This is a genomic window from Burkholderia sp. MSMB617WGS, from assembly GCF_001532025.2.
GTDB lineage: Bacteria > Pseudomonadota > Gammaproteobacteria > Burkholderiales > Burkholderiaceae > Burkholderia > Burkholderia savannae.
In genome coordinates this window covers 1,171,188-1,194,754 of sequence record NZ_CP013458.1, presented here as the reverse complement: position 1 = coordinate 1,194,754, position 23,567 = coordinate 1,171,188, and the positions used below count along the sequence as shown (strand labels likewise).

The 23,567-nt window shown below is 69.7% G+C and carries 19 protein-coding genes and 1 pseudogene; 13 read left to right on the top strand and 7 right to left on the bottom strand.

Going from position 1 to position 23,567, the window contains the following annotated elements; all coding sequences use genetic code 11:
- Window positions 1–220 precede the first annotated feature (220 nt).
- A complete protein-coding gene (locus tag WT60_RS25795) occupies window positions 221–2,158 on the top strand; it encodes a M66 family metalloprotease (RefSeq protein WP_231753798.1) in 1,938 nt (645 codons plus the stop codon).
- 61 nt (window positions 2,159–2,219) lie between these two features.
- Here WT60_RS25795 and WT60_RS25790 read toward each other — a convergent pair whose 3' ends face one another.
- Window positions 2,220–2,552 (bottom strand): DUF2322 family protein, encoded by a 333-nt coding sequence (locus WT60_RS25790; RefSeq protein WP_038747902.1) that lies wholly within the window; start codon window positions 2,550–2,552, stop codon window positions 2,220–2,222.
- A gap of 184 nt (window positions 2,553–2,736) precedes the next feature.
- A complete protein-coding gene (locus tag WT60_RS25785) occupies window positions 2,737–3,675 on the bottom strand; it encodes a LysR substrate-binding domain-containing protein (RefSeq protein WP_038747906.1) in 939 nt (312 codons plus the stop codon).
- A gap of 115 nt (window positions 3,676–3,790) precedes the next feature.
- Between WT60_RS25785 and WT60_RS25780 the strand changes: the two genes are divergently transcribed.
- The 7 genes from WT60_RS25780 (at window position 3,791) to WT60_RS25745 (ending at window position 12,551) form a co-directional block, all read left to right on the top strand.
- A complete protein-coding gene (locus WT60_RS25780; RefSeq protein ID WP_059648117.1) occupies window positions 3,791–4,675 on the top strand; it encodes an MBL fold metallo-hydrolase in 885 nt (294 codons plus the stop codon).
- A gap of 108 nt (window positions 4,676–4,783) precedes the next feature.
- Window positions 4,784–6,058 carry an MFS transporter gene (locus tag WT60_RS25775; RefSeq protein ID WP_059582203.1) on the top strand — a complete coding sequence of 425 codons (1,275 nt, stop codon included), beginning with the start codon at window positions 4,784–4,786 and terminating at the stop codon, window positions 6,056–6,058.
- 52 nt (window positions 6,059–6,110) lie between these two features.
- Complete coding sequence (locus tag WT60_RS25770) at window positions 6,111–7,097, top strand: aldo/keto reductase (RefSeq protein WP_038747911.1); 987 nt, start codon at window positions 6,111–6,113, stop codon at window positions 7,095–7,097.
- 632 nt (window positions 7,098–7,729) lie between these two features.
- Entirely contained in the window at window positions 7,730–8,488 is a 759-nt protein-coding gene (locus WT60_RS25760) for a DUF3348 domain-containing protein (protein ID WP_060356226.1), read from the top strand.
- Window positions 8,489–8,498: 10 nt separating this feature from the next.
- Window positions 8,499–11,075, top strand: a complete 2,577-nt coding sequence (locus WT60_RS25755; RefSeq protein ID WP_060356227.1) for a DUF802 domain-containing protein — start codon at window positions 8,499–8,501, stop codon at window positions 11,073–11,075.
- Complete coding sequence (locus WT60_RS25750) at window positions 11,072–11,719, top strand: OmpA family protein (protein WP_038744487.1); 648 nt, start codon at window positions 11,072–11,074, stop codon at window positions 11,717–11,719. The genes WT60_RS25755 and WT60_RS25750 overlap by 4 nt, the downstream gene beginning before the upstream one ends.
- On the top strand, window positions 11,712–12,551 hold the full coding sequence (locus WT60_RS25745; RefSeq protein WP_082759427.1) for a DUF2894 domain-containing protein: 840 nt from the start codon (window positions 11,712–11,714) through the stop codon (window positions 12,549–12,551). Before WT60_RS25750 ends, WT60_RS25745 begins: the two co-directional genes overlap by 8 nt.
- 95 nt (window positions 12,552–12,646) lie before the next feature.
- Here WT60_RS25745 and WT60_RS25740 read toward each other — a convergent pair whose 3' ends face one another.
- On the bottom strand, window positions 12,647–13,285 hold the full coding sequence (locus tag WT60_RS25740) for a hypothetical protein (protein WP_060356229.1): 639 nt from the start codon (window positions 13,283–13,285) through the stop codon (window positions 12,647–12,649).
- 255 nt (window positions 13,286–13,540) lie between these two features.
- On the opposite strand from WT60_RS25740, the gene WT60_RS25735 reads away from it, so the two are divergent.
- Together WT60_RS25735 and WT60_RS25730 are read left to right on the top strand one after the other, a co-directional pair.
- The gene (locus WT60_RS25735) at window positions 13,541–14,131 is read left to right on the top strand and encodes a YigZ family protein (RefSeq protein WP_038744488.1); all 591 of its coding nucleotides are present in this window, start codon (window positions 13,541–13,543) and stop codon (window positions 14,129–14,131) included.
- Window positions 14,132–14,625: 494 nt separating this feature from the next.
- On the top strand, window positions 14,626–15,690 hold the full coding sequence (locus WT60_RS25730; RefSeq protein WP_060356230.1) for a DMT family transporter: 1,065 nt from the start codon (window positions 14,626–14,628) through the stop codon (window positions 15,688–15,690).
- A gap of 544 nt (window positions 15,691–16,234) precedes the next feature.
- Here the strand turns inward: WT60_RS25730 and WT60_RS25720 are convergent.
- Window positions 16,235–17,398, bottom strand: a complete 1,164-nt coding sequence (locus WT60_RS25720; RefSeq protein WP_197419493.1) for a divalent metal cation transporter — start codon at window positions 17,396–17,398, stop codon at window positions 16,235–16,237.
- Window positions 17,399–17,596: 198 nt separating this feature from the next.
- Here WT60_RS25720 and WT60_RS35585 point away from each other — a divergent pair, with 198 nt between their 5' ends.
- Window positions 17,597–17,731: a hypothetical protein gene (locus tag WT60_RS35585; RefSeq protein WP_257789113.1), complete on the top strand. Its 135-nt coding sequence runs from the start codon at window positions 17,597–17,599 to the stop codon at window positions 17,729–17,731.
- Window positions 17,732–18,189: 458 nt separating this feature from the next.
- Here WT60_RS35585 and WT60_RS25710 read toward each other — a convergent pair.
- Window positions 18,190–19,486 (bottom strand): annotated as a pseudogene (locus WT60_RS25710) (NAD(P)/FAD-dependent oxidoreductase).
- A gap of 78 nt (window positions 19,487–19,564) precedes the next feature.
- Here WT60_RS25710 and WT60_RS25705 point away from each other — a divergent pair.
- Complete coding sequence (locus tag WT60_RS25705) at window positions 19,565–20,269, top strand: TetR/AcrR family transcriptional regulator (RefSeq protein WP_060356231.1); 705 nt, start codon at window positions 19,565–19,567, stop codon at window positions 20,267–20,269.
- On the opposite strand, the gene ilvA is transcribed toward WT60_RS25705, so the two are convergent.
- Window positions 20,248–21,783: a threonine ammonia-lyase, biosynthetic gene (gene ilvA, locus WT60_RS25700; RefSeq protein WP_100185445.1), complete on the bottom strand. Its 1,536-nt coding sequence runs from the start codon at window positions 21,781–21,783 to the stop codon at window positions 20,248–20,250. The genes WT60_RS25705 and ilvA overlap by 22 nt on opposite strands.
- A gap of 467 nt (window positions 21,784–22,250) precedes the next feature.
- Here ilvA and WT60_RS25690 point away from each other — a divergent pair, with 467 nt between their 5' ends.
- Entirely contained in the window at window positions 22,251–22,508 is a 258-nt protein-coding gene (locus WT60_RS25690; RefSeq protein WP_059580422.1) for a hypothetical protein, read from the top strand.
- Window positions 22,509–22,568: 60 nt separating this feature from the next.
- On the opposite strand, the gene ppk2 is transcribed toward WT60_RS25690, so the two are convergent.
- The gene (ppk2, locus tag WT60_RS25685; protein ID WP_038749428.1) at window positions 22,569–23,495 is read right to left on the bottom strand and encodes a polyphosphate kinase 2; all 927 of its coding nucleotides are present in this window, start codon (window positions 23,493–23,495) and stop codon (window positions 22,569–22,571) included.
- Window positions 23,496–23,567 lie beyond the last annotated feature (72 nt).

Here is a 23,567-nt window from a genome sequence, read left to right as displayed (position 1 = left end):
CCGATCGACGCCGCGTCCGCGCATCCGGTGCCGATGCCGCGGTGACGGCGGCGCTTCGAAACGAGCCGAGCCGAGCCGGGCCGAATCGAATCGAATCGAATCGATTCGAGAAACGAGAAACGACACGCGCGAGAAGACCGCCGTCCCGGCCCCGGCCCGACCGACGGCCGATCTGCCGCACACGCTCCACCACCCCTTTTCCAACAACGACACAACGCACATGACGACCACTCGCATCACGTCGCGAGCCGCCCTCGCCGCTTCGCTTTCCGCCCTGCTGCTCGCCGCGTGCGGAGGCGACGGCTCCTCCGATGCGTCGAATGCGAACGGCGCCGCCGCACCCGCCGCGCCCGCGACGACGAACGCCCCCGAAACGGCCGGCAATACGCCGGGCGTCACGCCCACGCCGCCTTCCAGCAGCACGTCGATCGGGCAGATCTCGATCGACAAGCTGGAATTCGCGCAGACTCACGTGGTGCCGAGCGGCGGCTTGAGCTGGGCGCTCCCGAATGCCAGCACGAGGCTTCGCCTGATCGGCGGGCGCGACGCGCTCGCATTGGTCGCCATCGGCCAGGCGGACGCCGCGCAGCCCGTCCTGCAAGCGTGGCGCAACGGCGCGAAGCTCGGCGCGCTGGCGCTGAACCCGCCGTCCGCGCTGCCGCCGACCGAGTCCAACGGCCGCGCGTATGCGGGCGACCGCTGGAGCGCCGTCGTGCCCGCCGCGTGGATGGTGCCGGGCGTCTCGTTCAGCGTGTCGGCGGCCAACTACACGCCGAGCGTCGCGCAGGCCCCGGTGTTCGGCACCGACGCCGACGTGCAACTGACGATCCTGCCGTTCTATCTGTTCGGCGCCGACGACGCCAATTCGCCGCCGCTGTCCGCGACGCAGGCGCCCGACGCCGCCACGCAGCAGGAGATCTCCGCGAAATGGCCGACGTCGGACGTGAAGGTCCGCACGCACCCGGCCGGGCGCTTCAGCCTCGCGACGGTCGTCGTCGGTCCGCGCGCCGACCGCGCCGGCGCGGCTCAGCCCGCCTATGCGGTCACCGCGCTCGATCAGCAGAAGGACGGCTACGGCGTGATGAGCGCGATGCTCACGCTGATTTCGAGCATGCGCACCGCGAACGGCGACGGCGCACTCAACGATCAGTACTACGCGCCGCTGCTCGCGCTGAATTCGAGCGGGAAGTTCGCGAACCTCGGCGGCGGACTGGGCGGCGTCGGCTCGGGCGCGTCGGTCGGCGATCATCGTTACACCGGCATCTTCATTCACGAACAGGGGCACGCGTTCGGCCTCGGCCACGCGGGAGACGAATATGCGAAGGGCGCCTATCCGTACGCGGGCGGCAGCCTGAACGGATCGGCGTGGGGCTACGACCCGAACCGCCGCGAGTTCCTCGACGTGCTCGTGCCCGCCACCGCGTCGAGCCATGCGAAGTGCGCGAGCTCGCATCAGGTCGACGCGCAGGGCCGCTGCTACAAGCAGGACCCCATGCAAAGCGGCGCCGGCGATCAATCGAGCGGCTACAAGTTCGCGACGTTCTCGGACTACAACACGGGCCGGATGCAGGCATGGATCGAATCGCGCGTGCTGATCGATCCCGCTTCGCCCAGCGGCTACAGCAAGTGGGACGCGGCCGCGCAGGCGCGCGCGCCGTACACGCCGACGACCGACGGCAAGGGGCTCTACGGCGTCAACCAGAATCTGCCCGTGCGAACCGGCGTGCCGGTGCACACGATCATCGTGAGCTTCAGCAAGGCCGGTTCGGCGGGCGCGTCGTACATCTATCCGCCGTTCACGTACACGGGGAACCTGATCGCGACGTTCGATCCGACCTCCGCGGCGGACCGCCAGGCGATCACCGTCGATAAGGGCACGTATCCGTGGTACTGCAAAGGCAGCGGCTGCGACTACACGCTGCGCGTCACGTATGCGGACGGCAGCCGCGCGTATCGCGTGCTGCAGGGCGGATTCCGTGCGTGGTGGACGCCCACCGTCGACAACGCCAACGCGGCCAATCCGCTCAGCGGCAGCAGCTTGCGCGTGTGGGCGATCAACGTGCCGGGCGACCAGCCCATCGGCAAGATCGAGCTGCTCGACACACCGACGGTGTGGAACGGCATGCCCGCGAATCCGACCGTGCTGCTCAGCCGGTGACGTCGCGGCGCTCGGGCGCGCGGCGCGGCCCGACGCGAAGCCCGGGCGCGCGGCGCACCGTTCAGGCTCGCGCGACGACGTCGATGCGCAGCGCCTCGCCGCCCGCCGCGATCGCGAGCAGCCGGTCGACGTTCGGATGCGCGCCCGGACGGTCGCGCGCATCGGCGGTGTGCTCGGCGAACACCGCGAGGCCGTGCTCGGCGGCGTCGGCGTCGAGCGCGCCGAACGTCTCGCGCAGATAGTGATACACGGCCAGCGAGCCCTGCTTGCCCGGCTTGTTCTCGATGCTCGCCACCACCGCGCCCTTCGCGTCGACGAGATCGATGCGCTCGATGCCGTCGATGGCGGGCAATTGGGCGAGGTTGTCCTTGAATGCGCGGGTCGGCTGAATCACTGCTGTCGCTCCGTATGGTCGGGGAAAAGTTCGGCGGGGCGTATCTTAGCCGATCGCGTGCGCATGCATGACGCATACGCGGCGCCGGAGCGGCTCATCGGCGGGCAGCTCGCCGACGTCGCCCCGATGCGCGTCGCCCCCATCCGCAAAGCATCCGGAACACGTCGTTCGCGCCGCCGCGCCGCTACGCCGCGGCCGCCCGGATCGCGCGCTTGAGCGCGTCGAGCGTCCGGTCGCCCGCCATGTCCTGCCGCGTGACGAGGCACACGGCCGGCAGCGCGAAATCGAGATCGATCGGCAGGATGCGGCACGCGCCGCCGTGCGCGACTTCCTCCGCCAGGTCGCGCGGCAGCATCGTGACGGCTTCGTCGTTCGCGGCCAGCACGGCCTCGATGACCGTCACCGACGTCGTTTCGACGAGCGGCTCGCCGATCACGACGCCGCGCCTGACGAGCATCTCGTCGAACGCGCGCCGCGTCGGCGTGGCCTTCGGCGGCAGGACCCATTGCGCGCCGGCGACCGCGTCGATCGTCGCGCCCCGGCCCTTCGGAGCGCGGTAGCCGCGGCTCGAAAGCAGTACGGGCTGCTGAACGTAGAGGACCTCCTGCTCGATCTCGCCGGCGCTTTCGTGCGTGAGCCGCGCGATCGCGCAGTCGATCTCGTGACGCCGCAGCATGCCGACCACCGTATCGGTGTCGCCGTCGCGCACCGCGAAGCGATAGTTGAATCCGCGCTCCCGCAGCGCATCCATCGCTTTCGTCAGGATGCCGTACGCAATGAAATGGATGACGCCGATCCTCACGACGCCGTGAAAGCCGTCCTCGATCGCCGTGAGATCGCCCGCGAGATTGCGCAGATCCGCCAGGAAGGCGGCGCTTCGCGACACGAGCATGTCGGCGGCCGGCGTCGGCACGAGCCCTCGCGCGGTCCGCTCGAAGAGCGCCGCGCCGACGATCTCCTCCAGTTCCTGCAACGCCTTCGTGATCGCCGGCTGGCTGAGGTTCATCTCGTCGGCCACCTTGCGCAGCGTGCGATGGCGATGAATCGACGACAGCAGCACGAAGTGCCGCGCTTTCAGCCGCTGCGTCAACGCGGCCAACAGCTGCTCGTCCCGGCTTCGCATGGCGTTTCCATTTGGTTATCGCGCGTTCAGTATATTTCAATGCCGAGTTATATGGCCGAACTAGTATCGGGCTCACAGGTGCGGCACGCACCATGACTCGTGACTTGGAGGTCAGATGAAACTGTGGCTCTTGGGCACCGGCACGCCCACGCCCTCAACCAGCCGGATGTGCTCGGGCTATCTCGTCGAAGCGGGCGGCGACTACATCGTGTTCGATCACGGATTCGGCTCGCACCATCGCCTGCTCGAACTCGGCGTTTCCGCGACGCGCATCTCGCATGCGTTCTTCAGCCATCACCACTACGATCACATGGGCGACTACCCGCGGCTTCTGCTCACGCGGTGGGATCAGGGCGCGGGCAGAATCCCGGAGCTGAAGGTGTACGGGCCGCCGCCGCTGCGGAAAATCACCGATCGCCTGTTCGGCGACGACGGCGCTTTCGGCCCGGATCTCGTTTCGCGCACGGAGAACCAGGCGAGCATCGACGTGTATCGCGCGCGCGGCGGCGAAGGCGCGCGCGCGCGGCCGCGGCCGGTCGTCACGGAGCTGTCGCCGCTCGCGACGGTTACTGAAAACGAATGGACCGTGCAGGCCGTTGCCGTGAATCACTTCGCGCCCCATCTCGTTTCGTACGGCTATCGAATCGATCACGACGGCCAGTCGATCGTGTATTCGGGCGACACCGGCCCGTGCCCGGCGCTCGATCGGCTCGCGAAGGATTGCGACGTGCTCGTGCACATGTGCCACTACCTGAGCGGCACCGCGCCCAGCAGAACGTTCGCCGCTTTCACGGCCGGCCATCTCGAGGTGGCGCAGGCGGCCCGGCAGGCGAACGCGAAGAATCTCGTCATCTCGCACGTGACGGAGCAGTTCGACAAGCCGGGCGTGCGCGAGCGCGTCATCGTCGAGATGAGCCGGATCTACAGCGGCAACATCTTCTTCGGCTCGGATCGCATGGAGATTCCGGTATCCGGACCTCAGGCGAGCAAGCTCGACTAACCGCCGACCGGCGGCGGCGCGGGCCGCCCGCATCGCCGCCATCCACCTTCGGGGCATTTCGTGAATATGCTAGAGCAATACGTTCGGCCCTCCGCCTGCGAGGCAGACATGGCGTCCATCCGGCCCGTCGAAAAAAAGGCGATCGCCGCCGCCGTCATCGGCACGACGCTCGAATGGTATGACCTGTTCGCGTACCTGTACTTCTCGGTCACGATCTCGAAGCTCTTCTTTCCGCATTCCGATCCGCTCGTCTCGCTGCTCGCGACCGTCGGCACGTTCGGCGGCTCGTATCTCGTGAAGCCGCTCGGCGCGCTCGTGCTCAGTTCGTACGCGGACCGGGTGAGCGCGAAGGCCGCGCTCACGCTCACGGTGACGCTGATGGGACTCGGCACGGCGATGATCGCGCTGACGCCGACCTATTCGTCGATCGGCGGCGCCGCGACGGCCGTGATGGTGATCGCCCGGCTCGTTCAGGGTTTTTCCTCGGGCGGCGAATACGGCTCGGGCATCACGTTCATCGTGCAGCGCGCGCCCGCCGCGGATCGGGGATTCTACTCGAGCTTCCAGATCGCGGCGCAAGGCTTGACGTCGGTGTTCGCGGGGCTGACGGGCGTCGTCATCTCGGCGTCGCTGACCTCGGAGCAGATCCTGCACTGGGGCTGGCGCATCCCGTTCTTCATCGGGCTCGCGATCATTCCGGTCGCCGTGTACATGCGGCGCAACGTCCCCGAGGTCAACGACAAGACGATCGCGCCGCGACACGCGACGCCGGTGCGCGAAGCGATCCGCGAGCATCCGGCGCTCTGCGTGCTATCGATCGGCACGTTCGTGCTCGTGTCGGTGTCGTCATATGCGCTCGCCTACTATCTTCCGACCTATGCGGTGCGCACGCTCGGCCTGCCGCAGACGAGCGCGTTCGCCGCGACCATCCTGACGGGCGTGGTTCAAGCCGCGTTCTCGCCGGTGTTCGGCCGCCTGTCGGACCGATTCGGGCGGCTGCGCGTGATGCGCACCGGCGCGATCCTGATCGCGCTGATCGTGATCCCGGCGTTCGAGTTCGTCGTGTCGCATCCGGGGATCGCGTCGCTTCTGATCAGCCAGTTCGTTCTCGGCCTGCTGATGACGTCGTATCAGGCGCCGATGCCCGCGCTGCTGTGCGACCTGTTTCCGCCGTCGATCCGCACGGTGGGCGTGTCGATCGCGCACGACTTCACCGCGGCGACGTTCGGCGGCTTCACGCCGTTTCTCATCACGTACCTGATCGCGTCGACCGGCTCGAAGATCGCGCCCGGCTTCTACGTGTGCGGCGCCGCGGTCATCAGCCTCATCTGCATCACGCGCGTGACGAAGCACGCTCGCGCCGCGGCCGCGCGTTGCGCATGACGAAGCGGCCGATCAGCGGCCGGGCCCGCCCGGCGGGCCCAAGGAGACGGAAATGGAAAAACGCAAACTCGGCGCTGGCGGCCTGGAAGTGTCGGCGATAGGCTTCGGCTGCATGGGGTTGAGCGCGGCCTACGGGCCGGCGCCCGGCAGGCAGGACGCGATCGGAATCGTGCGGGCGGCGTTCGAGCGCGGTGTGACGTTCTTCGACACCGCCGAGGCCTACGGCCCGCACACCAACGAGACGCTCGTCGGCGAGGCGCTCGCGCCGTTTCGCCGCGAGGTCGTGATCGCGACGAAGTTCGGATTTCGCGACGGCGAGCTTCGCGCGCGCCCGGACAGCCGTCCGGCGCGCATCCGGGCGGTCGCCGACGCCGCCCTGACGCGCCTGCGGACCGACTACATCGATCTCTTCTACCAGCATCGCGTCGACCCGGACGTGCCGATCGAGGACGTCGCGGGAACCGTGCAGGATCTCATCCGGCAAGGCAAGGTCCGGCATTTCGGGTTGTCGGAAGCCGGCGCGCAGACGATCCGGCGCGCGCACGCGGTGCAGCCCGTCGCCGCGCTGCAAAGCGAGTTCTCGCTGTGGTGGCGCGAGCCCGAGACGGCGATCCTGCCGACGCTCGACGCGCTCGGCATCGGCTTCGTTTCCTTCAGCCCGCTCGGCAAGGGCTTTCTGACCGGCGCGATCACCGCAAGCACGACGTTCGGGCGCGACGATCCCCGCCGCGCGTCTCCCCGCTTCGCGCCCGGCGTGCGCGAGTCGAACCTCGGCGTCGTCGCCCGGCTCGACCAGATCGCGCGGCGCAAGCACGCGACGCCCGCCCAGATCGCGCTCGCGTGGCTTCTGGCTCAAAGGCCGTGGATCGTTCCGATTCCCGGCACGAGCAAGCTGCATCGTCTGGATGAGAACGTCGACGCGGCCGCCATCGAACTGACGCCGGAGGATCTTCGCGAGATCGAGCGCGCGCTCGCGGGCGTCACGGTGCACGGCAACCGGTACTCGAACGAACGGGCGACGCTGATCGATCGGCATTGAGCGTGCGCGGCGCGCAACGTCCGCGCGAACACGCGGTGCGTCCGCGCTTGCCGCGCCGCCGCCGAGCGATCGCGTTCGATGACGCATGCGCCGCGATCCGTGATCGCTCGGGCGCGCAAGCGCGCAATCCCCGGGCGTGCATGCGCGCGAGCGGTTGCTGCCGGCCCGCCCGGCGAACGTCCGCCGGACACGAACGGCGCTGACGCCCAACGGTTGGCGCGCAGTCGCCCGCGTCGAGATCCGCGTCGCGCCGAAGCGGTCGACGGGCGTCGTGCGCGCGAACACCGCGCGCGCATCGAGAACGCCGACCGCATCCCGACCGCCGCGCGCAAGCCGCGTCTTCGGCGAGTTGCAGCCGAATGCCGCGAAAATGCAGCCGAAATGCAGCCGAAATACCGTCGACAACGGGCGCGCCGGCAGGCGGGCCACACCCACCTTCGCTCGCGCGCCCGGCTGAGAACCGGCTTCCCCACGCGCGATCGCGCGCGTTTGCGCGCGGCCCGACACGATGATCCGCCCGCCCGCGGCATCAGGCATCGACGCCCGTCGGCCTCGCCGATCGCCAAGAAGTGGCGGCCCGCCCCTCGCCAACGTGTAAACTGCTGCCTTTTTTCGAAACTGACACTCGTGGCATGGTGCAAGCCCCGCAACATAGAGCGCTCGGCGGACCGGCGCTGATCCGCTTGCTTGCTCGCCTGGCGGACGCCGACGTGCCGGAATCCAGGCAGTCGCTGTCGGACCGGCTGAGCCAATGGCTCGCGTGGACCGACGCGATCGCGCTGTCGTCGGCGCTCGGCATGAGTCCGCCCGCCGCGGCGGCCGGCGCGCGCGCCGACGGCGACGGCGACCGCGACAACGCAAGCGGCCAATGCGCGCGCGTGCGCGCGTCGCTCGCGAAAGCGATCGCCCGCACGGGCGCGCTCGCCGCCGGACGCGACAGCGTCGCGCCGTCCGCCGCCCGCGACGCGGCGGCGGACGCGCCCGCCGATTTCACGCTTTTTCGCCACGACTACCTGTCGATGCAGCAGGCGATGGAGATCGACATCGGCGACCTGCGCGGCCGCCTGCGGCAGACGATGGCCGCCCGCACGCCCGCCCTCGCCCGGCTCGCGGTGCTCGACGCGACGATGGAGCGCGCGCTCGCCGTGCGCGAGCGGAGCCTGCTCGCGTACGTGCCGAAGCTGCTCGGCGCGTATTTCGAGCGCCTGCGCCGGGCCGAGCAGCAACGCCTTGCCGACGCCGAAGCCAACGCCGCCGTGAACGCCGCCGCGGCCACGCCGGGCGCGTGGCTCGACGCGTTCCGCAAGGATATGCAAAGCGTGCTGCTCACCGAGCTGGAAGTTCGTTTTCAACCGGTCGAAGGGCTGCTCGCCGCCCTTCGCGCCAGCTAACCGGGCCCCCATGTCCAGACATCACGTTCATCTCGTTTTCTTTTTCGCCGGTCTCGCCGCGGTCTGCTGGATCGGCGCGGGCTATGCCGCGTCGAATCCGCTCGCGCTCGCCGTGACCGTCGTGATCGCCGCCTGCTATCTTGCCGGCGCGCTCGAACTGCGCCGCTATCAGCAGGCCACGTCCACGCTCGCGCACGCGGTCGCGGACCTGTCCGAGCCGCCGTCCGAATTGCGGGCGTGGCTCGAACGGCTGCATCCGAGCCTGCGCCACGCGGTGCGCCTGCGCGTCGAAGGCGAGCGCGTCGCGCTGCCGGGCCCCGCACTGACGCCGTATCTGGTCGGCCTGCTCGTGCTGCTCGGCATGCTGGGCACGCTCCTCGGCATGGTCATGACGCTCCGGGGCACCGGCGCCGCGCTCGAGAGCGCGACGGACCTGCATGCGATCCGCGCGTCGCTCGCCGCGCCCGTCAAGGGGCTCGGATTCGCGTTCGGCACCTCGATCGCCGGCGTGTCCGCGTCCGCGATGCTGGGCCTCCTGTCCGCGCTTTGCCGGCGCGAGCGGCTCCAGGCCGCGCAGGCGCTCGACGCGAAGATCGCGACGACGCTGCGCGTGCACTCGCACGCCCATCAGCGCGACGAGACCTTCAGGCTGCTGCAGCGGCAGGCCGACATGATGCCCACGCTGGTCGATCGGCTGCAGACGATGATGACGACGCTCGAGCAGCAAGGCATTGCGTCAGCCGAGCGGCAGATCGCCGGCCAGCAAGCGTTTCTCGGCAAGGCGGAAGAGACGTATGCGCGCCTCGCGTCGTCGGTCGGGCAGTCGCTGAAGGACAGCGCCGCCGAGAGCGCGCGCGTGGCCGGCTCGGCGTTGCAGCCCGTCATGGAAACCACGATGGCGGCGCTCGCACGCGAGACGACCGCGCTGCACGACGCCGTCGCGCAGGCTGTGCAGCGGCAGCTCGACGGGCTGTCGGCCGGCTTCGACGCGACGGCGACGAACGTCGCGAACGTCTGGCGCAACGCGCTCGACGAACATCAGCGCTCGAGCGACGCGCTCGCGCAGCGCCTGCACGGCTCGGCGAACCGCTTCGTCGAATCGTTCGAGCAACGCTCGGCGGGCCTGCTCGACGGCGTCTCGGCGCGCCTCGACGCGACGGCGGGCAGCGTGTCCGCGGCGTGGAACGACGCGCTGTCGCGTCAGGAGCGGGCCAACGAGACGCTGGCCGAGCGCAACCGGCAGGCGCTCGACGCGGCCGCCGCGACGTTCGAGCAGCACTCGGCCGCGCTGCTGCGCACGGTGGGCCAATCGCATGCGGATCTGCAGAAGGATCTGGCGTCGCGCGACGAGCTGCGCCTGGCCGCGTGGACCGATTCGCTCGCAACGATGGCCGCGAAGCTCGGCACCGAATGGGAGCAAACGAGCGCGCACGCCGCGGACCGGCAACAGGCGATCAGCGACGCGCTCACGCAAACCTCGCGCGACATCTCCGCTCAAGCCGCCGCATTCGAGCAACACACCGCTGCGCTGCTGCGCACGATGAGCGAATCGCATTCGAACTTGCAGACGACGCTCGAATCGCGCGATCAACAACGCCTGACGACGTGGACCGATTCGCTCGCAACGATGGCCGCGAAGCTCGGCACCGAATGGGAACAAACGAGCGCGCACGCCGCGAACCGGCAACAGGAAATCTGCGACGCGCTCACGCAAACCGCACGCGACATCTCCGCTCAAGCCGCCGCGTTCGAGCAACATACCGCTGCGCTGCTGCGCACGATGAGCGAATCGCATTCGAACTTGCAGACGACGCTCGAATCGCGCGATCAACAACGCCTGACGACGTGGACCGATTCGCTCGCAACGATGGCCGCGAAGCTCGGCACCGAATGGGAACAAACGAGCGCGCACGCCGCGAACCGGCAACAGGAAATCTGCGACGCGCTCACGCAAACCGCACGCGACATCTCCGCCCAAACGCAAGCGCATGCGCGCGACACGATCGCCGAGATCTCCCGGCTCGTGCAGGCCGCGTCGGAAGCGCCGAAGGCCGCGGCCGAAGTCGTCGCCGAGCTGCGTCAGAAGCTCTCCGACAGCATGGTCCGCGACACCGCGATGCTCGAGGAGCGAAGCCGGCTGCTCGCCACGCTCGAAACCCTTCTCGATGCGGTCAACCACGCGTCGACCGAGCAGCGCACGGCCGTCGACGCACTCGTCGCGACGAGCGCCGACCTGTTGCAACGCGTCGGCGCACAATTCACCGAGCGGATCGACGCCGAAACCGGCAGGCTCGGCGCCGTCGCCGCGCAGGTGACGGGCAGCGCGGTCGAAGTCGCGAGCCTCGGCGAAGCGTTCGGCGCGGCCGTCCAGTCGTTCGGCGAATCGAACGACACGCTCGTCGCGCATCTGCAGCGCATCGAAGCCGCGCTCGACAAGTCGCTCGCGCGCAGTGACGAGCAACTCGCCTATTACGTCGCGCAGGCGCGTGAAATCATCGACCTGAGCATGCTGTCGCAGAAGCAGATCATCGAAGACCTGCAGCGCGTCGCCGGCCGGCAGGCATCCGTCGGAGCCGAAGCGGCATGAGCGACGAAATCGACGGCGGCCTCGAACAGACCGCGCCGATCTGGGCCGCGTTCGGCGACCTGATGTCAGTGCTGCTCGGCGCGTTCGTGCTGATTCTCGTCGGCGTGATCGGCGTGCAGCTCGAGCTGTCGTCGAAGCTCGACGCCGAGGTCAGGCAACGGCAGATGGAAACGCAGCGCCGCAAGACGCTCGAACAGGCGCTGGCGGGCCCGCTCGCGGCGGGACGCGTGACGCTCGTCAACGGACGCATCGGCATCAGCGGCAGCGTGCTGTTCGCGCTGAACTCCGACGAGCTGCAGCCGGCCGGCCGCGATCTGCTGAAGAGCCTCGCCGGGCCGCTCGCGGCTTACCTCAGCGCGAATCACGAGATCCTGATGGTGAGCGGCTTCGCGGACGACCTCCAGGTGCGCGCGGGCAATCGCCGCTTCGCGGACAACTGGGAGCTGTCGGCCAAGCGCGCGCTGACGGTGACGCGCGCGTTCATCGACGAAGGCGTGCCGGCGGCGTCGGTGTTCGCGGCGGCGTTCGGCTCCGAGCAGCCCGTGAGCCCGAACTCGGACGATACGGGGCGCGCGAAGAACCGGCGCGTCGAGATCGCACCGGTTCCGCGGCCGACGGCCGGCGACGGTGAACGCCGTGAATGACGCTGCGGCCCGCGCGCAAGAAACGCTCGACGCATGGCGCACGCGCGGCGCGGATCGGCTCGACCCCATGCGCTTTCGCTTCATCGATGCGCTGCGGCGGCGCGCGGCCGACCACACCGGCGACGCGCGCCGGATTCTGAATGCGCGGCTGTCGGCGCTGATCGATGCGTACGCGGACGATCTTCGGCGCGCGTCTTCGGCCGCCGATGCGGCCGAAGACGCGGCGTCGGCATTGGAATCGGCATCGGCTTCGGCTCCGGCTCCGGCTCCGGCTCCGGCTCCGGCTCCGGCTCCGGCTCCGGCTCCGGCTTCGGCTCCGGCTTCGGCTCCAGCGTTGACGCCGGCATTGGAATCGGCGTCGATGCCCGCATCGACGCCGACGCCTGCGCCGCCCGCACCCGCACGCGGGCCGCTCGCCGCACTGCTCGACTATATCGGCGGCCAGGCGCGCCCGAACGCGGGCGGCCCGTCCGCCGGCGCCAATGACGCCAATGACGCCGCGAACCGCAACCGCCGCGCCCTTCGCGCGGAACCGGACATGCTCGACTACTTCCGGCAAACCTGGTCGAAGGTCAGCGCGGACAGCCAGTTGCTCGCCTCGCTCGAACAAGTGCCGAAGAACGCCGGACCGCTCAATTCGAGCAGCCTCGTGCACCGGTCGCTGTCGCTGATGCGCGAGCTGTCGCCCGAGTATCTGCGGCAGTTCCTCTCGTATGTCGATGCGTTGTCGTGGCTCGAGCAGATGAACGGCGACGACGACGCCGCGAGCGGCGACGCGGCGCGCGCCGGAAGCGCCGCCACGAAGAAGGGCGCGCGAAGGAAATCGCGGTAACGCCGCGTTTCGGCGCGCCGCGCAAGCCGCACGAGCCGCACGAGCCGCGCAAACCGCGCCGCAGCGCGGCGCCGGCCGCGCGCCCCCCCGGAACGCTACCCGCCCGTCACCACGAACCGGCCGTCGCTCTGCAACTGCGCGTATGCGCCGGCACGGCCGGCGGTGCCGCTGTTCCAGAGCGGCCGCCCCGCGGTGTCGTATTCGACGAGATTGCCGTCCGCCTGCATCACGACCCGCGCGGCGATCTGCGACGACACGCCGTTGCTCCACACCGGCGCGCCGCCTTGGTAGGTGACGAGATTTCCGTCGCTCTGGAGCACGAGCTTGAACCGGCCGTCGCACGACACGAGCGCCTGCCCCACGGCAAGCCCCTGGTTCGGCCCGAGCGCGCCGCACGCGGGCACGCCGGCCGCCTGCGGCCCGGGATTGGCCGGCACCACGTCGGTCGCGGGCGATTCGCCGCGCACCACGCGCCCCGCCTCGTAAGCGAATCGCAAATACCAGTCGCTCGGGAGCGCGCGCCCGTCGGCATCGAGCGTCAGCCAATATCCCTGGTCGGGCGCATCGCCTCGCTTGCCGGCCGCCTTGAAGATCGCCGTCCCCTCGTTGACTTCGTCGAACATCGCGATCTTGATCGCCGACGTGCCGCTCGACACCGCGTTATACACCTGCCGCCAGAGAAATGCGCCGCCGAGCCGGGGCACCTGGTTCGCCGGCTTGTCCGGACTCGACATCGAGCGACGCCATCTCGACTCGCTCGCGCCGAAGGCGCGGGCGATACGGCAAGTAGTCCGCGTTGCGTTCGCGGCCGCGAAATGCCTCGATGCTCGCCACTGTAAAATTCTCCCGTTCTTCCGTTTCGTCATGCGCGGCGCGGGCAGACGCCATGCAGGCGAATCGGCCCCGAACGCATTCGTCTCGGTCAACGCCGATCGGGGCGCAACGTTCCCGGCTTCATCGATTTTTCTGGATTCAACGGCATCCCGAACATGACTTACTCACTCGCCACCACTTACATTCGGGAACTCGAGATCCGCAAAAGCCGTTTCATCGCATACGCGATCCCGGTCGAGGGCCGCGACGCGGCGATGGCCGAGTTGCAGCGGCTGCGCGCCGAGCATCCGGGCGCGACGCACGTCTGCTGGGCGCTGCTCGCGGGCGGCCAGTCCGGGATGTCGGACGACGGCGAGCCGTCCGGCACCGCCGGCCGGCCGATTCTCGAGGTGCTGCGCCATCACGATCTCGACGGCGTGCTCGGCGCGGTCGTCCGCTACTTCGGCGGCGTGAAGCTCGGCGCGGGCGGCCTCGTGCGCGCGTACACCGACGCGATCGCCGCCGCGCTCCTCGACGCCGAGCGCATCGAGCGCATCGCGTACGCGCGGCTCGCGATCGAGACCGGCTATCCGGACGAAGCGCGCGTGCGCCGCTGGATCGAGCAGGAAGGCCACGACCTCGTCGACAGCGCGTACGGCATGACGGTGAAGCTCGTGATCCGGCTGCCCGCGAATGCGCTCGGCGCGGCGCGCGACACGTTGTTCGATCTGACGCAAGGGCGCGCCGGGTTTCCTTCAGTCGACTGACGAGCGCGAGGCCGCGCACGGAACGCCGGGCGATGCGACGGGTGCCGGCGATGGGCTTGCGCCGGATGGATGCGCGGCGCATCCCGTGCCGCGCCACGCGGCATTTTTGCGCCGCAGCGGTCAGCCAGGGGCGTCGGCGAGCACGGAACGCGCAGTCGACGATTCGAAGCGGACATTCGGCGACGGCTGTTGCCGCTGTTGCCGCTGTTGTCGCCTCGTCGCCTCGTCGCCCTGCGCCCCCGCCAACTCGCCGATTCACCGATCCACCAGCCTGCCAGCCCAACGATTTGCCGAATCACCGCTCGGCCGATTCGCCGCCCCATCCGCTCCTCAGTCCGTCGTCCCGTCAGAATCGATCGCACGACGGCGGGATCGATCCGGCCAACGCCCCCGCCGACGTTCCCGCCCGCCACGAAACGGATGGCCGCCGCCCCCGGTTTGCGCTATCGTGGCGTCACTTTTTCACGTCGATCCGCGCCGCCCGCGCCACGCCCATGTCCGCACGCATGAACGCGGCTTTCACCGCACTCCTCGCCGCCGCGCTGTTCGGCGCCACCACGCCGCTCGCGAAGACGCTGCTCGGCTCGCTCACGCCGTTCATGGTCGCAGGCCTCTTCTATCTCGGCAGCGGCATCGGCCTCGCGACGTTCATATTGATTCGCCGGCTCGCGCGCGGCGCCGACGCGTCGCAGGCCGAGCAGTCGCGAGTGACGCCCGCCGAGCTTCCGTGGCTCGCGGGCGCGGTCGCGGCAGGCGGCGTCGCGGGCCCCGCGCTGCTGATGCTCGGCCTCGCGACGACGCCCGCCGCGACAAGCGCGCTGCTGCTGAATCTCGAAGGCGTGTTCACCGCGGTCATTGCGTGGGTCGTGTTCCGCGAGAACGTCGACGCACCGATCTTCGCCGGCATGGTCGCGATCGTCTCGGGCGGCGCGCTGCTGTCGTGGCATCCGGGCGCGGCGGGCGTGCCGCTCGGCGCACTGCTCGTCGCGGCCGCCTGCGCGTGCTGGGCGATCGACAACAACCTGACGCGCAAGGTTTCGACCAACGACGCCGCGACGATCGCGTGCATCAAGGGCCTCGTCGCGGGCCCGGTCAATCTCGGCATTGCGCTCGCGCTCGGCGCGAAACTGCCCGCCGCCGCGTCAACGGCCGCCGCGATGCTCACGGGCTTCGCCGGCTACGGCGTGAGCCTCGTGCTGTTCGTCGTCGCGCTGCGCAACCTTGGCACCGCGCGGACCGGCGCGTATTTTTCGGTCGCGCCGCTGTTCGGCGTCGGACTGTCGCTAGCGCTGTGGCCCGAGTGGCCGCCGCTGTCGTTCTGGGCGGCCGCGGCGCTGATGGCGATCGGCATCTGGCTGCATCTGCGCGAGCGGCACGAGCACGCGCACACGCACGACGCGCTCGAGCACAGCCACCGGCATCGCCACGACGAGCATCATCAGCACACGCACGATTTCGACTGGGACGGCGCGGAGCCGCACACGCATCCGCATCGGCATGCGCCGATCACGCATACGCACGCGCACTTTCCGGACATTCATCACCGGCATTCGCACTGACGGCGAGCGTCGGAACGCAGCCGGCATTGCAACTCGGCGAGTTGAACTCGAAGCCTTGCGGTTGGGGCTTGGGGAACTTTGGGCCGTCGGCGTCAAACTTCGAGTCGTGAGCTTCGAGTCGTGAGCTTCGAGTCGTGAGCTTCGAGTCGTGAGCTTCGAGTCGTGAGCTTCGAGTCGTGAGCTTCGAGTCGTGAGCTTCGAGTCGTGAGCTTCGAGTCGTGAGCTTCGAGTCGTGAGCTTCGAGTCGTGAGCTTCGAGGCGTGAGCTTCGAGTCGTGAGCTTCGAGGCGTGAGCTTCGAGGCGTGAGCTTCGAGGCGTGAGCTTCGAGGCGTGAGCGGCGAGGCGAGCTTTGAGCTTCGACCTGCAAGCCGCGAAGTACGACGCGTGAAACACGAGCTTCAGACTCGCGGCTCGTGACTTCCGCTTGGCGTCAGCCCAGATTGCGCCGGTCTCGCTCGACTTGGCTGCGGCGTCGGCGTCGACTTCGGCAAACGGTGCGTCCACCGTCGAATCGAATCGACGCTCGCACGCCGCCGTCACGCCATCAAGACCACACCCCCGAAGCCGCCCCGACGATTCCCGCGACGCTCACCGCCGCCGCCACCGCCGACACGATCCACAGATAGGCGCCGCGCGGCCGCTGCGCCGGCGGCAGCGCGATTGCCGCGAGCGCGACGAGCAACCCCGCGACGAGCGGCAGCATCACCGCGTTGACCACCTGCGCCGCGACGTTCAGCGACACCAGATCGGGCGCGACCCACACGATCGCCGCGCAGCCCGCGACCGCCGCGACATAGATTCCGTAGAACCAGGGCGCGCGCGTCGGCCGGTCGTCGAGCGAGCGCTCGTAGCCGGCCACCTCGCCGAGCCCCCACGCGAGCGACAGCGAGCAGACGATCGCCGCGACCATCGACGCGCCCAGCACGCCCGCGCCGAACAGCACGCGCGCCGCGTGCGGACCGACCACCGTTTCGAGCGCCGCGCTGATCTCGCCGACGCTGCCGAGCGTGCGCGACGCACCGTCGCCGGCGAGCGTCGCCGCGGCCGCGACGAGCACCGCGCCCGTCAGCAACTGCGTGAGCACCGCGCCCACGGCCGTCTCGGCGCGCGCCGCGCGATGGTCGTCCGGCCCGAGCCGTTTGTCGGCGACGGCCGCCTGCTGATAGAAGACCATCCACGGGTTGAAGGTCGCGCCGATCAGCGCGGCCGCGAGATAGCCGAACGGCGCGCCGGCGGCCGGCCGCGCGGCCGCCGACAGCAGCCCCCGCCATTGCGGATGTGCCTTCCACGCGACGACGAAGAACGTCAGCTCGAACGCGCCGATCACGATCGCCGCCTTGTCGACGCGCTTGTGCGAGCCCGTCATCACGATCGCGATCAGCAGCGCGACGGCGGCCGGCAGGCTGACCGAGCGCGGCACGCCGAACATCTCGCCGATGCCGGCGACGCCCGTGAATTCGGTCACGAGCGAACCGAGCACCGCGACGACGAGGCCGGCCGCCGACAGCCACGCCCATCCCGCGCCGAAATGCTCGCGGATCAGTTCGCCGTGGCCGCGTCCCGTGAAGATGCCGAGCCGCACGGTCAGCTCCTGAATCATGTACAGCAGCGGCACGAGGCCGAGCAGCAGCATCAGCGGACCGACGCCCCACTGCACGCCGGCTTGCGCGGCGGTGACGACGTTCCCGGCGTCGCAGTCGGCGAGCATGACGAGAAGCCCCGGCCCCCATAGCGCCGCCCATCGCAGGCGCGCGGGCGGAGTCGATTTCGGCGGAACGGAAGAGCCCGGCATGGTTACTGAAAGGTTGCGTCGGTAGTATGCGGCGGCCGATTGTAGCGCGCCGGGCGCGGCCGGCGCGAGCCGCGGCGAACCGGCGCACGGCGGCACGGCGCATGCCGACCGCGATTGCGCCGCCGCGCCGCTTCCTGCCGCGACGATCACTTCATCCGTGGATTCGATATGGAAACCTATATTCTGCTTGGCATCGGCTTCGGCGCGGGCTTGCTGATCGCGATCTGGGGCATCAGCCAGCTCAAGTGAGCGGCCGCATGCCGAACGACCGTAGCCGCCGTAGCGGCCGCGCGGCAAAACAGCGCGCCGCCGCGCGCGCGTGACCGCGGCAGCGAGCGCGGCGGAAGATTCGCCGCGCTCGCAGCGAGACGTGCGCGCTCGCGCGCCGGGCATCGACAAGACCGGAAGCGACGCCTTCCGATGCGCCAGCCCGTCGCGCACGCCATTCCGGGAACGCACGCACGCGTCGGACATGCGCCGATCGCCCGCGGCGGGCCGGAACGGCCGCGCCGTCGCGTCTTCGTCGTCGCCTTCGTTCGTCCGGCTCGATCATCGTGCGCTCGCGGCCGCGCGCGCCCGTTCGTTTGCAACGGGCGCCGCCGCCGCGCCGTAAGCGCCCCCTCCCGCGCGCTGCCCGCCGCCGGCGGCCGACGCGCACGCGCCTCGAACGCCGCGGCGCTCACGCGCGCCGGCTGCGGCAGATCGCGTCACGCACGCGCTTCGAGCAGCCGGCGCGCGGCCCACCGCCCCGTCTCCGCCGCGCCGTCGGTCCACGGCGAGCCCATGTAGTCGCCCGCGAACAGCACGCGCCGGCGCGCGTCCGCGCTCGCGCGGTACGCGGCGATCGCGCGCGCACGGCCGACGGGCGACAACGGCTCCGCCGCGTCCCAGCGCTGCACGTGCGTCGCCACGACCGCGTCGGCAAGCCCCGGCAGCAACGTGTGCGCGTCGTCGAGCGCGACGCGCGCGATCTCGTCGTCCGACGCGTAGCGCAACGCGCTCGCGCATGCATGCCCGAGCATCGCCGACACGACTTCGCCGCCCCCGTCGCCGATCCCGCGCCCGCGCTCGAACGTCAATGCGGCGATGCGGCGCGCATCCGGCGACAGCAGCGCGCCGTACACGCGCCGCAGCCGCGCCGGCGCACGCCAGCCCGGCGCGAGACCGAACGCGACGTGCACGGCACGCGCGTAGCCGGTCGCGAGCAGCACGCGCTCCGCGTCGGTTTGCGCGCGCCAGATGCGGCGCGCGACGGTCGCGGGCGTCGCGACGATCGCGGCGTCGAAGCGCAGCGCGCGATCGCCGACGCGCGCCGTCACGCCGCCCGAGTCCGCCGACAGCGCATCGACGGGCGCGCCGTAGCGCACGTCGAGCCGGGCCGCGAGCGCGCCGGGCAACGTCTGCCAGCCGCCCGTCACCGCCAGCGTGTGCGCGCCGTCGAAGCCGGTGACGGCGGCGAGCAGCGCGCGCGACGAACCGCGCAGCGACTGGAAATAGAGCCCATGAATCATCGGCGCGAAGATCGCGTCGACGGCCGCGCGCCCGAACGTCTGCTCAGCCCATTGCGCGGCGTCGGCATCGTCGAATTCGGCGAACGCCGCATAGCGGTTCGGATCGAGCGCGCGAATCCGCGCGAGCAGCGCGGCGCGCGCGGCCGACGCGCAGGCTGTCGCGCCAGCCGAGCAGGCCGCTCGCGGGAATCGTCCACGGACGGCGCGCATGCACGCCAAAGAGCCGCTCGCCGCGCTCGAACGCCGCCCACGGCGACGTCTTCACGAGCCGCGCCGCGAGCCCCGCCTCGCCGAAGAGCGGCATCAGATGCCGATAGCCGGACGACGGAAACTGCGCGCCGCATTCGATCACGTGACCGTGGAACGGCACGCTGCGAATCCGCCCGCCCGGGCGCTCGGCGGCCTCGACGACGGTGACGTCGCACCCGCCCCGCTTCAATTGCCAGCCGGCGGCCAGCCCGGCGATTCCTGCTCCGACGACGAGTACGTGCATGGCGAGGACGACCTCGAGGGTTGAACGAGGCCGTACAATAGCCGCCACGATCGGACCATACAAAGCCTGTACGTTTTCATGGCAAGAACGACAAGAGCGGACTGGATCGCGGCGGGCCTCGCCGCGCTCGACGACGAAGGCGCGCAAGGCGTGTCGGCCGACCGGCTCGCGCGCCGCCTGGGCGTCACGCGCGGCGCGTTCTACCATCACTTCGGCAGCCGGAAGGCGTTCGTTCTCGCGCTGCTCGCCGAATGGGAAGCGGCCTACACGACGCAGGCGATCGCGCTGCTGCAAGGCGACGAGCCGCCCGAGACCGCGCTCGACCGCTATCTCGCCGCGGCGTCGCGGATGAACCCGCGCCGCGAGGCGGCGATCCGGACGTGGTCGCTGCACGAGCCGCTCGTCGCCGAATTCCAGCGCCGCGCCGATCGCGCGCGGCTCGCGGCCGCGCATGCGTTCTGCAGGCAGACGCTGCGCAGCGAGTCAGACGCGGCGCTGTTCGCGCAGGTGTCCTACCTGTGCTTCGTCGGCGCGCAGCAAAGCGCGCTGCCGATGGGCCCGGACGATTTCGCGGCGCTGTTCCGCTCGCTGCTCGCGCTCGGCAAGCGGCTGCCGCCGGCGGGCGACGTCGAAGCCGACGGCCACGCCGATCGCGATGCCGATACCGATGCCGATACCGATGTTGCTCCGGCTCCGGCCCCGCCCGCCGCTCCGGCGCGGCGGGCGAGCAAGCCGGCCGCGCGCCGTTCGCGCGGCGATCGTCAGCCGAGAAACAGCCGATAAGCGGGATGGCCGGTTTCCTCGCGCTGCGGATAGCCGAGCGTCGCGAGGAAGCGGTCGAACGCCGCGTGGTCGGCCTGCGGCACTTGCAGGCCGACGAGGATCGAGCTCGCATCGCCGCCCTGATTGCGGTAGTGGAACAGGCTGATGTTCCAGTCGGGCGCCATCGCGGCGAGGAATTTCATCAGCGCGCCCGGCCGCTCGGGGAATTCGAAGCGGAACAGCCGCTCGTCGCGCGCGAGCGGCGAGCGGCCGCCGACCATGTGCCTCACATGCTGCTTCGCGAGTTCGTCGCCGCTCAGATCGACAGTGTCGAAGCCGTGCACGGCGAAGTTGCGCGCGATCTCATCCGATTCGTCGCGCCGCTTGATCTGCACGCCGACGAAGATGTGCGCCGATTGCGCGTCGGCGATCCGGTAGTTGAACTCGGTCACGTTGCGCTCGCCGACGAGCGAGCAGAAGCGCTTGAAGCTGCCGCGCTCCTCGGGGATCGTCACCGCGAACACCGCTTCGCGCGCCTCGCCCACTTCGGCGCGCTCGGCGACGAAGCGCATCCGGTCGAAATTCATGTTCGCGCCGGACGTGATCGCGACGAGCGTCTCGCCTTCGATGCCTTCGCGCTCCGCATACCGCTTCGCACCCGCGACCGCGAGCGAGCCGGCGGGCTCGAGCACGCTGCGCGTGTCCTGGAACACGTCCTTGATCGCCGCGCAGAGCGCGTCGGTGTCGACGGTCAAGACGTCGTCGAGATACGCGGTGCAGAGCCGGAACGTCTCCTCGCCGACGCGCTTCACCGCGGTGCCGTCGGAGAAGAGGCCGACCTCGGCGAGCTCGACGCGCTCGCCCGCGTCGAGCGAGCGCTTCATCGCGCACGAATCGTCGGTCTGCACGCCGATCACCTTGATCTCGGGCCGCACCGCCTTCACGTACGCGGCCACGCCCGCGGCCAGGCTGCCGCCGCCGATCGGCACGAAGATCGCGTGGATCGGCCCCTGATGCTGGCGCAGGATTTCCATCGCGACCGTGCCCTGGCCCGCGATCACGTGCGGATCGTCGAACGCCGGGATGAACGCGAGCCCGTCGCGCTGCTGCACGCGCAGCGCGTACGCATACGCATCGCTGTACGATTCGCCCGCCTGCACGACTTCGACGAACGCGCCGCCGTGCGCGCGCACCGCATCGACCTTCACGCGCGGCGCCGTCTCCGGCACGACGATCGTCGCCTTCACGCGAAGCCGCGCGGCCGCGAGCGCGACGCCCTGCGCATGATTGCCCGCAGACGCGGTGATCACGCCGCGCGCGAGCGCGTCGGCGGACAGATGCGCCATCTTGTTGTACGCGCCGCGGATCTTGAACGAGAACACCGGCTGCGTATCCTCGCGCTTCAGCCAGACCGTGTTGCGCACGCGCGCCGACAGGTTCGGCGCAAGCTCGAGCGCCGTCTCGCGCGCGACGTCATAGACGCGCGCGTTCAGAATCAGCTTCAGGTATTCGTCGAGCGCGCTCGCCGCGCGCATCGCGGGCGCGGCTCGCGTGCGGGCTTCGGGGGTTTCCGTGACGGCGTCGTCTGACTGCATGGCAGGCTCTCCTGGGAGTGGACGCCCGGGAGACGGAAACAAAAAACCCGCCTCACGGGGCGGGTTGCTGTAAATGCTTTCGTACGCGCGCTAACCCACCATTCGATGAATGGTGCGAATAATGTGCGCGATGCGAAAGCCATAGGAATTCATGTGCGCAAGCTTGCGGTAGCGCGCACGGTTTGTCAATCCCGCCCGGCGCACGCCGGCGCCGCGTTCGTGACGCGCGGCACATCCTGACATATTGCATTCGTAGCCTAACGTACATCTTTCAATCGAACATGTCTCTAATGTCTGTTGCGGCACCGGCCCCGGTTCGGTGCCGTCGAATTCCCGCCGGGCATGACGCCCGTCGGGCCACTCGTCAATCCGGACTCTTTGGGTCCAAACTTCTCAGGAGAACCAAGATGCAGGAACTCAGCCAGCAGGAAATCGCCCACGTCTCGGGCGGCCACTATGACGGCGGCAGCATCTTCGACACGCTCGGCAATCTGATCGAGGTCGCAGGCAAAGGCGCGGAAACGATCGGCAACACGCTCACGCTCGGCCTTCTGTCGCCGATCAGCAGCGCGGCATACGGCATCGGCGAAGTGCTGACGACGGCGGCCGTGAACCTCGGCAACTCGCTCCTCAACCTGTTCGGCATCCCGGCCAAGCATTATTGACGCGCGGCGTCGGCGTCCCGGCGCGCGCGGGCGTTCGTCCGCGCGCGCCGCGGGAAGACCTCAGTAAATCTCCGGCACGATCATGTCGGCCGGCACCGGACGCCGGATGTAGTCGTCGTGATGCTCGCGCTGCGGCAGATGCACGGGATCGCGCTCGATCTCGTAGTACGGCACGAGGCTCAGCAGATGGCTCATGCAATTGAGCCGCGCGCTCTTCTTGTCGACCGCCTGCACGACCCACCACGGCGCCTCGGGAATGTGCGTGCGCATCAGCATCTCCTCCTTCGCCGCCGTGTACGCCTCCCAGCGGCGGCGGCTCTCGAGATCCATCGGGCTCAGCTTCCATTGCTTGAGCGGATCGTCGATGCGGTTCTGGAAGCGGACTTCCTGCTCTTCGTCGGTGATCGAGAACCAGTACTTGACGATCTGGATTCCGCTGCGCGCGAGCATTTTCTCGAACTCCGGCACCGAGCGGAAGAACTCCTCGTACTCGTCGTCGGTGCAGAAATTCATCACGCGTTCGACGCCCGCGCGGTTGTACCAGCTGCGGTCGAACAGCACGATCTCGCCGCCCGCGGGCAGATGCGCGACGTAGCGCTGGAAATACCATTGCGTGCGCTCGCGGTTGCTCGGCGCGGGCAGCGCGGCGACCCGGCACACGCGCGGATTCAGCCGCTGCGTGATGCGCTTGATCGCGCCGCCCTTGCCCGCCGCGTCGCGCCCCTCGAAGATCACGACGAGCCGGTGCCCGGTGTTCACGACCCAGTCCTGCAGCTTCACGAGCTCGCCCTGCAGGCGGAACAGCTCGCGGAAGTAGCGCTTGCGCGCTTCGCGGCGCTCGGCGGAAAAGAGCGTCTCATCCTCGAAGCGACGGTCGTCGAGCTCCATCTCGAGCTCTTCGTCGTACGCGTCGACGAGATCCTCCTCGAAGCGGCGCTGCCGCTCGTGCAGCGGCGCCATGTCGCGCCGCGTGTCCTTTTCGCTCATGCCGGCCTCCTTGCTGCGCGTTGCAGACGCGTTCCGCGCACATTATCGCAGGCCCGGATGTCGGGGGAATGA